This window comes from Plesiocystis pacifica SIR-1, assembly GCF_000170895.1.
Taxonomy (GTDB): domain Bacteria; phylum Myxococcota_A; class Polyangia; order Nannocystales; family Nannocystaceae; genus Plesiocystis; species Plesiocystis pacifica.
The window spans coordinates 143,467-150,491 of sequence record NZ_ABCS01000012.1; the positions used below are offsets into that span (position 1 = coordinate 143,467).

A 7,025-nucleotide genomic window follows, 5' to 3' on the forward strand; every position below is an offset into this window, starting at 1 on the left:
CCTCCGCTCTGGCCGGTGGGCAATGATGTTCGTGCCTTGGCATGGGCATTGGGTCGCCCCCTGAAGGGGGCGATTTTCGTTTGTCCCGCGGGGGGCTGTGGACTGGGGGCGCTCCGCTCCTCCGCTCCTCCGCTCTGGTTGGTGGGCAATGATGTTCGTGCCTTCGGCGAAGGCAGAAGAACAGGGCACGCGGCATGGCTGACGCGCCCTTTTTTGTGCTCGAGCGAGGGCGTCGGTGGCGGGTGCTATCGTGGCCCATGCGCTGCGATTGGCTCCGCTCGTCCTCGTCCTCGTTGCTGACCGTCCTGGTGGCCGGGAGCCTCGCGCTCGGCGTGGCCTGCAAGGGCTCGGTCGAGGACCTGCCCGACGAGCCGCCGCCGGACGAGGACTGGATCAACGCCCTCGACGAGGACGGGGGGGCCGAAGCTGCCGAGCCGGTCGCGGCGGCCGAGCCCGCCGACACGGGGGCCGCGGTCGCAGCGGGCGAGACGGGCGAGCCCGAAGCTGCCGGGGAGACCGGCGGGGAGACCGGGGCCCTGGCCGCCGCCGAGGCCGGTGGAGAGACCGGCGGGGCGGCCGAGCCCGGAGCCGCGCCGGCGGAGCCTGCCGCCGTATCGAGCGCCAAGGGGACGCCCAAGGCCGCCGCGGGGGGCAGCGAGGCCGCGCCGGCCGAGAGCCCGAGCGAGGACGCGCCGGCGGAGCCCGAAGCCCCGGCTGCCGCGGAGGCGCCGGCCGAGCCCGCGCCGGCCGAGGTCGCGCCCGCGCCTGCGCCCGAGCCCGAAAAGCCCGCTCCGCCCCCGCCGATCACCATGGCGGACTACGCCGGCACCTACACCTATACGGGCGGCTCGGCTCAGAAGAAGAAGCTGGCCGAGGCCATCGAGGGCGCCGCCAATCAGGTCGCCGCGATCATCCGCGGCGTGGCCCGCAAGCGCCTGACCAAGACGCAGATCCTCGAGACCCCGATCACCATCAGCATCGCCGGCGACAAGGTCACCTTCAAGCTCGGGACCACCGGCGGCTCGTGGAGCGCGACCATCGACGGCCCGACCACGACGATGAAGTACAACGGGGACAAGTACAAGGTGAAGGTCCGCCAAAAGGACGGCAAGCTGATCACCACCTTCATGGCCCCGGACGCGACCAAGACCATCGTCTACGTGCTCAACGAGGACCGCAAGCGGATGACCGTCCACCACCGCCTGGTCGCCGATCAGCTCAAGACGCCGATGACCTTCCGGCTCAGCTACAAGAAAAATTGAACGAGAGCACCGCGGGGGGTCCCGCAGGTGCTCTCGCGTGCGCGCCGAAGGGCGGAGGGGTTGAGGCTCAGACCGCGAAGGCCGGGGTCGCCACGGCGGGCGCTTCCCAGCTCGACAGGGCGCGGCGCACGGGCTCGTCGAGCTCCACGGGCACGATCTTGAGCATCTCGGCCGTCAGCACCTCGCGGTTGGGCTGGAACAGCGTCGTGATGTAGCGAAAGCCGTGACCCCCGAGCTCGATCTCGGGCTCGGTGTGCACGATGCGATCCTCGAGATCGAGCCACAGCGTGCGGTAGCCGTGATAAGTGGCGAGGTCGGTGACCAGTTCGGCGATGCGGGCCTCGAAGACGGCGAGCTGCATGCGAGGACCCTGGCACGGTCTCGCGCGGGGTCCAAAAAAGTGGATCGAGGGCCAGAGCGGCCCCTCGCGGCGCTACTCGAGGCACTCGAAAGCGTCCGAGGTGCACTTGCTCTGCAGGCAGTGGTAGGCCCGCTCGAGGTTCTCGAGCTCCTCGTCCTCGCCGCTGATCGTCTCGCACAGATCGACGCAGCCCGAGTTGACGACCTCGAGCTGCATGGGGTCGAGGTCGCCGGTGTTGGGCGGCGTGTTGAAGGCCATGCAGTGGTAGATCCACGAGCAGGCCTGGGTGCAGGTGATGGCGCCGTCGATCACCGCCCCGAGCTCCGGCATGGCCGCGGACTCGGCGAGGGCGGCCCACTCGCGGTCGGCACAGGCGATCAGCTCGGGGCAAGTCTCGGGGTTCGCCGCCTGGCCAGCTTGGGACTGGGCGTCGCCGCACGCCAGGAAGCGCTCGCGGGCCGGGTCGCTGTCCGGGGCCTTCTCGCACATGCCCAGGCACTGGAGCTCGAGCAAGGTCGCGTCGCGGGAGCTGACCTCGGCGTCGAGGCCGATGCACTCGCCGACCTGGCCGCACTGGCGCTCGCAGGGGCCGCTGGCCTCGAAGGCGACGTCGACCACGGGGACCGGCGCGGCGAGGGTGACCGCGACGGGGCCGGGGCGCTCGGGGGTGGTCGTTGCCGGCTTGTCGGCGAGTCGAGCCGTGCTGCCCTGGGCTGGGCCGCCGCCGTTCCGCGCCGTGCCGTCCGAGTCCTCGCCGCCCACCTCGACGCTCCCCTGCGTGCACGCGAGGCCGCAAGCGAGAAGCGCAGTGAGGCCGAGGGGGGGTCGCACGGCTCCAGGGTAGCGCATCTAAGGGACTGTGAATGAATTCACAGTCCCTTTCCATTTTAGCCGTCGTGGACGACGCCACGCCCTCCCTGCCCCACGTCCACGACTCAGCGGTCGAAGTTCGACACGCAGCTCTCGACCGCGTCGCAGCCCTCGAGCTTGGCGCACTCGCCCACGAGGCGCTGATCGTGGGGCTCGAGCAGCTCGCGGCACTTGTGCGCACACTGCTCGGCGCGCTCGGAGGTGCCGTCGTAGCAGATGTTGAAGCGGGTGCAGGCGGCCTTGCAGCCGTCGGACTCGCTGACGCCGCCGGCCGCGTCGGGGACCCCGGAGAAGCTCCACTTGGTCTCGACGCACTCGAGGTAGTCGGCGCAGGCCATGGCGGGCTCGTCGGGGCGCGCGAGGGTGTCCCCGCAGCCCTCGAAGCGGGCGGGCTGGATCACGCAGGTGCGCAGGCAGGCGAGCTCGAGCTGGGCCGCGTCGCGCTCGAGCCTTCGGGGGGAGAGGTCTCGATCGGCGCCGACGATCAGGCAGGCGTGGACCTGGGCGCACACGCCCTCGCAGGGGCTGAGCTCGCCCTTGTCGAGCCAGCTGAGGGCTTCGGGGTCGGGCTCGGGGGGCGCGGGCTCGGGGGTCGACGCGAGGGGCTCGGCGTCGGTCGGCTCGGGCTCGGGGGTCGCGGGCTCCGAGCCGCTGTCGGGGTCCGGATCTCGAGTGTCGGGTTTCGGGTTGCACGCGCCCAGCAGCAGCAGGGCGAGGCCGAGACCGCAGCCGAGACTGAGGTGGCGACTCGAGCTCACGCCAGCCCCAGGGCCTCGACGCCGTCCTCGTCGAGGCCAAAGAAGTGGCCGATCTCGTGCAGCAAGGTGATCTCGATCTCCTCGGCGAGCAGCTCGGGCTCTGGAAAGTCCGCGAGCAGGTTGGCCGTGAACAACACGATGCGCGTGGGCGCGGTCAGCTGGAACTCCGTGGTCTGCTGCCCGTGCTCGAGGCCCTCGAACAGCCCGAGGGCGCGGGGGTCGAAGCCGGCGCGCACGATGTCCTCGTGGGGTCGCTCCTCGAGCACCACGGGCACGTTGTCGAGCTCTCGGAGGAAGCGCTCGGGCAGCTCACGGAGGACCTCCTCGGCGGTCGCGGTGATGAAGGCCAGGGCCTCCTCGCGCGCGCTCGCGTCGAGGGGCGCGGCGAGGTCTTGGGCGGCGTCGAGCTTCAGGACCTCGAGGAAGTGGGCGATCATCCCGGGCTGGTCCCCGAGCTCGCCGCAGGCCAGGGCGCGGGCGTGGTGGGCGTCCGCGTGCTCGGGGTGGTCGCGGAGCAGGGCGTCGAGGGGCCCCAGAGCGGCCGCGGGCCCCTCGGCGTTCCAGCGCTCGGCGGCGCGCTCGTAGCGGATGTCGGGGTCGTCCTCGCCCAGGCGCTCGGTCAGCTGGGCGAGCAGGCGGCGGGCCGCCTCGGCGTCGGCGAAGTTCAGGGCCTCGCGGTACTGGGCCCACAGCTCGTGGAGCTCGTCGTCGAGGTCGGTGCGCGGTCGCGTGCTCACGCCGGGGAGTCTACCGTCGCGTCGATGGCCGCGGCCATGCGCCGAGCCGCCTCGAGCATGCGCGGGCCGGGGCGCCCGGAGAAGCGCTCGTCGAGGCGGTGGACCGCGCCCCCCTGGGCCGCCGGGAGGTCTTCGAGGCCGGGGCGCTCGATCAGCCGGCGGGGGTCGAGCTTGTCCTCGGCGACGCCGCACCACGACACGAAGCAGACCTCGGGGGCGGCCGCGACGAGCTCCTCGGTCGAGATCTCGAGGCTCGAGCCGGGGCGCTCGCCGAACACGTTGACCCCCCCGGCCAGGCGGATGAGCTCGTTGCTGTAGCAGGCCGCGCCCGGGGTGAACATCGGCCGGGGCCACCACTCGAGGTAGACCCGGGCCGGTCGGGGGCGGCGGGCCGCGGCAGTCTCGAGGGCGCCGATCTGCCCGCGCATGTCGGCGACCACCGCCCGCGCGCGGGTCAGGGCCGCGTCGTCCAGGGCCGCGCCCAGGCGCTCGATGCCGGCGAGCACATCGTCGAGGCCCCGGGGCGCGAGCACGACCTGGGCGATGCCCCGGGCGCGCAGGCCCGTCACCACGCGCTCCATGCCCGGCACGGACAGGGAGCTGACGGCGAGCAGCGGTCGCTCGAGCTCCCCGGCGATGGCGGCGACGCGGTCGAGGTCGGGGCCCAGGTCGGGCCCGAGGCGCTCGCGCTCCTCGACCTCGGGGGGAAAGTCCGAGCTGTCCTCGCACGCGACCACGCGCCCGAACACCTCCAGGGCCCACAGCGCCTCGGCGTTCGAGGGGCACAGGGAGACCAGCGCGTGCTCGGGGTGGCGGGCGTCGAGGGCGACGCCGAGCTCGGCGGGGTGGATGGCTCCCTCGACGAGGCGCTCGCCGGTGTCCGTGCGCAGGTCGATGGTCCGCGCGCCCCGGGCGATGAGCCAGCACGACACCGCGTGGATCAGGTCGGGGTCTTTGGCCCCCCGGGTGTCGACGACTTGCCGCGTGAGTCCGCACGCCGCCCAACCCTGGCTGTGGTCCCCAAAGCGCAGCTCGAATCGCTCGGCCCTCGGGCCCAGATCCGCGTCCGCGTCCAGGGTGTCCACGCGCACGGCCTGGTGCGCTCGCGTCTCCCACTGGTGGCTGGGTTTGATCACGGTGGCAGTGTAGCGGCAAGCCCAAAGTAGCGGCCATCCGCTGGCCATCCCCGCCCTCGCGTGGCCCCCGCTAGCCCGAACTGCTACAACCCGTCACCCATGGCCAAGAAGGTCCTCGTCACCGCCGCGCTGCCCTACGCCAACGGCTCGATCCACCTCGGACACATGCTCGAGGCGATCCAGACCGACGTCTACGTGCGCGCCCGCAAGATGGGCGGAGAGCGGGTGGTGTTCATGTGGGCCTCGGACACCCACGGCACCCCGGTGCAGGTCCGCGCGCGCAAGGAGGGCATCGAGCCCGAGGCGCTGATCGCCAAGGCTTACGAGGAGCACGTCGCCGCCTACGACGGCTTCGGCATCGGCTACGACATCTTCCACACCACCCACAGCGACGAGAACCGCGAGCACGCCGGGGCCATCTTCGAGGCCCTGCGCGCCCGCGGGGACATCGAGGTCCGCGAGGTCGAGCAGCTCTACAGCGAGGTCGACCAGATGTTCCTCCCCGATCGCCTGGTCAAGGGCACCTGCCCGGTCTGCAAGACCCCCGACCAGTACGGCGACAGCTGCGACAACTGCGGCGCGACCTATCGGCCCACGGAGCTCATCGACCCCTACTCCTCCGTGTCCGGTGACAAGCCGGTGCTGCGGACCAGCGAGCACCTCTTCGTGCCCCTGAGCCGCCACGAGGAATTCCTGCGCGAGTGGTTAAAGCCCGTCAGCGAGGGCGGCAGCACCGTGCTCCAGGACAGCGTGCGCCGCTTCGTGATGGACTGGGTCGACAAGGGCCTGCGCGACTGGGACATCTCCCGGGAGGCGCCCTACTTCGGCATCGAGATCCCGGGCTTCCCGGGCAAGTACTTCTACGTGTGGTTCGACGCGCCCATCGGCTACATCGCGGCCACGGACAAGTGGTGCCAGGGCAAAGACGACGAGAGCGTCGAGGGCTGGTGGAAGGCCGGCGCGGGCGAGGACGGCACCGAGATCGTCCACGTCATCGGCAAGGACATCGTCTACTTCCACTGCCTGTTTTGGCCGGCGATGCTCAACGCCTCGGGCTACACCGTGCCCTCGCGCGTCCACGCCCACGGCTGGCTCAAGGTCAACGGCGAGAAGATGAGCAAGTCCCGCGGGACCTTCATCCTCGCCAACACCTACCTCGAGCACGTCGACCCGGCCTACCTGCGCTACTACCTGGCCGCGCGCCTGGGCAACAACCAGGACGACTTCGACCTGGCCATGGAGGACTTCGTCAACCGGGTCAACGCCGACCTGGTCAACAAGGCCGCCAACCTGGCCAGCCGGAGCATCAAGTTCCTGCACGCCAAGCTCGGCGGGACCACGGGGCCGCTGACGGAAGAGGGGCAGGCGCTCGTCGACGACGCGCGGGCCACGTTCGCCGCCGTGCCGGGGCTCTACGCCGACTTCGACAGCGCCGCAGCCCTGCGCGTGGCCATCGAGATGGCCGAGGCCTGCAACAACTACTTCTCCGAGCAAGAGCCGTGGAAGAAGGTCAAGAGCGATCCCGAGGCCGCGCGGGCCGTGGTGTCCGCGGGCGTGCAGGTCAGCAAGCTCATCGGCGCGATCCTCAAGCCGGTGCTGCCCGAGTGGGGCGCCAAGGTCGAGCGCATGCTCAAGCTCGACGCGCCGCTGAGCTGGGCCAACGCCACAGCGCCCGTGGCCGAGGGTCTCGAGCTCGGGCCCTACGAGGTCCTCGCCGAGCGCCTCGCCGCCAAGAAGCTCGACGCGCTCATCGAGGCCAGCAAGCAAGACGTCGAGGCGGACGCGGCCCTGGGCAAGGACCGCGACGGGGAGGGGGCGGTCCGCTACGACTACGAGGTCGAGCCCCTCGCCCCCGAGGCCACCATCGACAGCCTCGACGCCGTCGACCTGCGCGTGGGCAA

General features: G+C 71.5%; 7 protein-coding genes. 2 read left to right on the top strand and 5 right to left on the bottom strand.

Translation table 11 applies throughout. The features are described from left to right. Positions 1–257: 257 nt before the first annotated feature. Positions 258–1,262 carry a lipocalin/fatty acid-binding family protein gene (locus PPSIR1_RS08645; RefSeq protein WP_006970646.1) on the top strand — a complete coding sequence of 335 codons (1,005 nt, stop codon included), beginning with the start codon at positions 258–260 and terminating at the stop codon, positions 1,260–1,262. 67 nt (positions 1,263–1,329) lie between these two features. Here PPSIR1_RS08645 and PPSIR1_RS08650 read toward each other — a convergent pair whose 3' ends face one another. The 5 genes from PPSIR1_RS08650 to PPSIR1_RS08670 form a co-directional block, all read right to left on the bottom strand. Beyond that, a complete protein-coding gene (locus tag PPSIR1_RS08650) occupies positions 1,330–1,623 on the bottom strand; it encodes a hypothetical protein (RefSeq protein ID WP_006970647.1) in 294 nt (97 codons plus the stop codon). A gap of 72 nt (positions 1,624–1,695) precedes the next feature. Then, positions 1,696–2,454, bottom strand: a complete 759-nt coding sequence (locus tag PPSIR1_RS08655; protein ID WP_157595339.1) for a hypothetical protein — start codon at positions 2,452–2,454, stop codon at positions 1,696–1,698. A 104-nt stretch (positions 2,455–2,558) separates the two neighbouring features. Continuing rightward, entirely contained in the window at positions 2,559–3,251 is a 693-nt protein-coding gene (locus PPSIR1_RS08660; RefSeq protein WP_006970649.1) for a hypothetical protein, read from the bottom strand. Continuing rightward, the gene (locus tag PPSIR1_RS08665) at positions 3,248–3,988 is read right to left on the bottom strand and encodes a metallopeptidase family protein (RefSeq protein ID WP_006970650.1); all 741 of its coding nucleotides are present in this window, start codon (positions 3,986–3,988) and stop codon (positions 3,248–3,250) included. The genes PPSIR1_RS08660 and PPSIR1_RS08665 overlap by 4 nt, the downstream gene beginning before the upstream one ends. After that, on the bottom strand, positions 3,985–5,124 hold the full coding sequence (locus PPSIR1_RS08670) for an ABC transporter substrate-binding protein (protein WP_006970651.1): 1,140 nt from the start codon (positions 5,122–5,124) through the stop codon (positions 3,985–3,987). The genes PPSIR1_RS08665 and PPSIR1_RS08670 overlap by 4 nt, the downstream gene beginning before the upstream one ends. 99 nt (positions 5,125–5,223) lie before the next feature. Between PPSIR1_RS08670 and metG the strand changes: the two genes are divergently transcribed. Continuing rightward, a partial coding sequence (gene metG / locus PPSIR1_RS08675; RefSeq protein WP_006970652.1) for a methionine--tRNA ligase occupies positions 5,224–7,025 on the top strand: 1,802 nt, incomplete at its 3' end.

Excerpts from the sequence above, each read along its gene's own strand:
- PPSIR1_RS08650 (WP_006970647.1), bottom strand. The coding sequence starts at position 1,623 with ATGCAGCTCGCCGTCTTCGAGGCCCGCATCGCCGAACTGGTCACCGAC.
- PPSIR1_RS08645 (WP_006970646.1), top strand. The coding sequence starts at position 258 with ATGCGCTGCGATTGGCTCCGCTCGTCCTCGTCCTCGTTGCTGACCGTC.